This window comes from Deltaproteobacteria bacterium (assembly GCA_029860075.1).
In the GTDB taxonomy this organism is placed as follows: domain Bacteria; phylum Desulfobacterota; class JADFVX01; order JADFVX01; family JADFVX01; genus JAOUBX01.
Map to the genome: position 1 here is coordinate 1 of JAOUBX010000165.1, position 2386 is coordinate 2386.

Sequence of the window (2386 nt, forward strand, 5' to 3'; positions counted from 1 at the left end):
AAAAAGCGCCGCCCCATTCACGGTGCGCTTCCCTACCGCCATCTTAACCTTCCCGCCCTTTTGCCCGTAAGCAATATTAATGTTACTCCCGCCTACAGGGGGGGAAGTGTGGGTTCTCTGCCTGAAGACCTGGCAGCAAGTGAAGAGGCGCCAATCAGCAAAGAAATGACTGACCTCGCCGAATCACTCAACTGGAATCCCGTCGAGATATATGAATATGTAAAAAACAACGTTCATTCTGAATGGTACTACGGCTGCATGAAAGGGGCCGAAGAGACGGCCCGCCAGAAAAGCGGTAACGACTGCGATCAGGCTGCGCTTTTGGTGGCGCTCCTTCGGGCGTCGGGATTTCCCAGCCGTTATGTGACGGGAACTATTGAGTTTTTCGGCGGCATGGAACAGGCCAAAAACCTGACCGGCATTGATGAACCCATGAATATTGCCCGCTTCCTGCAAAAAGCGGGCATTCCCTACGAGCCGGTCATTGCAGGTGGTAAGATGGTTAATTACCGCTTCTCCCATGTCTGGGTGGATAGCTACATTCCCTATTCCAACTACCGCGGCGCCGTCATCGACGGTCACGGCAAGACCTGGCTCGGTCTCGATACCTTCATCAAGGCCGCCGGTTATGAGGTCAATGCGGTGAGGAGCCTGACGGAAGATTTCACCTCCGCCGGCTATGAACTGACAGCCTTAAGAGACGAATACCTTTCTGCCGTACAAGGTGAAACACCCCTTGAGTACCTCAGATCGAAGATGGCCTCCCTCGGTCTTCAGTCTTTTGACTATTTGAAAAAGAGGGCCCAAAGGCCTGAAATCCTCAACATTATTCCGGCAGGTCTCCAGTTTAAGGCCATTGCCGTCACCGGGGAATCTGCCAAACTTCCCGCTGAGCTTAAGCAGAAGGTCAGATTTAGTGCAAAAGTGGGTATCGGTGAAAATATCCTCGATATTACCCTCGATACGATCAAAGTGGCCGGGAAAGGCATTGCCCTTACCTACGAGCCCGAAACCATCGACGACCAGGAGATCATCAATGCCTGGGGCGGCCTCGACAATACACCTGCCTATCTGGTGCGTCTAAGGCCCGTGCTCACCATCGACGGCGAACGCATTGCCGTTGCTACGGGCGGCCTCGCCATGGGGAGTGATTATGAGGTGACGGTCGAATTGCGCGGCGCCGGTTCGAATATAGTGGAAAAAATCACCAACACCCATATTGCAGGCAATTTGTCGGTTATAGGGATAGGAACCAGGTCGATCACGAAGGTGCACAAAGAAAAAAGCGCCGAAATTCTGCTTTTTGAAGAAGCCAAAAACTACACCAACCGCTGGTCCGAAGCGGAAGAAGAACTCGCTTCCCTTCTAAACCTCGCTATCGCCAGACCGCTACCTTCCGTCGTCACCCTCGGCGGCGCCATTGATGTGGCTTATCTCTTTGATACACCCCACGGTTTCGAATGGACAGGTGTCTTTATGGATGCCGATTTCCGTGCCATCGAAGTAATACCATCACTTCCCCCCTTAGAAAAAGGGGGGGCAGGGGGGATTTCAAATGAAAAACAATTCATGCGCCTTGCCGCTTTAGAGGGCTCCATTCTTGAAAACAGGATATTTGAAGAGGATTTCCAGGTCGATTCCATATCGACGGCAAAATTATTCCAGCATGCAACGGAAGTCATTACTGTTAACAGCACCAACATAGACACCACCCTCCCCACACTCCTCTATGACGACTACATTAAGGAAGAAATAACCAACGCCGTCAATCAGCAATTCGAAATCCGCATTCCCCATTCCGAAATCAGTTACATGGATTGGCTCGGCACGGGCTGGCTAAAGGAAAATATTCAAACAGGCGAGTCGGGCTGGATGCTGACGGGCATGATTGCCGGAGGGATGACGGCCGTTAACAAACAGGATTGGATCGAGCAGGATATTAAGAACTATCTAAGCCTGCCTTTCTCGCCGGGTATTAATCCCGATCCCCGGTCGGTAAGGAGGCTGGTTCGTCTTAACAGAGCATTAGGGGACTACCAGAAAAAAGAAGCCGGTGAGCTACTCGATACATCCTTTGATGTGATGGCCCTCGATGCGAAAGGGAAGGGCGTCAAGGGGGTGCCTGTTACTTTCGTTGTTATCGAAGGGGTGGGTACGATCATTGCTGAAGACGACAAGGGGAATCCCCTCGGCGCATCGGCAAGCATACTGACTGTCACGACCGGACCCGACGGCATTGCCCGTGTAAGAATGACGACAGGTGCTCATGTTTCTGATTCACCCTTCTATCTCTATGATTATGACACCAGGGTGGGTAGCATGGTGGGTCTCAATGTGGTTGATGTTCTGACTGCGACTGATCTTGCGGGGCTTATAAAGACGGACA

The 2386-nt window shown here is 51.8% G+C and carries 1 protein-coding gene; it reads left to right on the forward strand.

Annotated features, from left to right (window positions below):
* Positions 1 to 2386, forward strand: a 2386-nt coding sequence (locus OEV42_21545) for a hypothetical protein (protein MDH3976854.1), incomplete at both ends; no start/stop codon positions are given.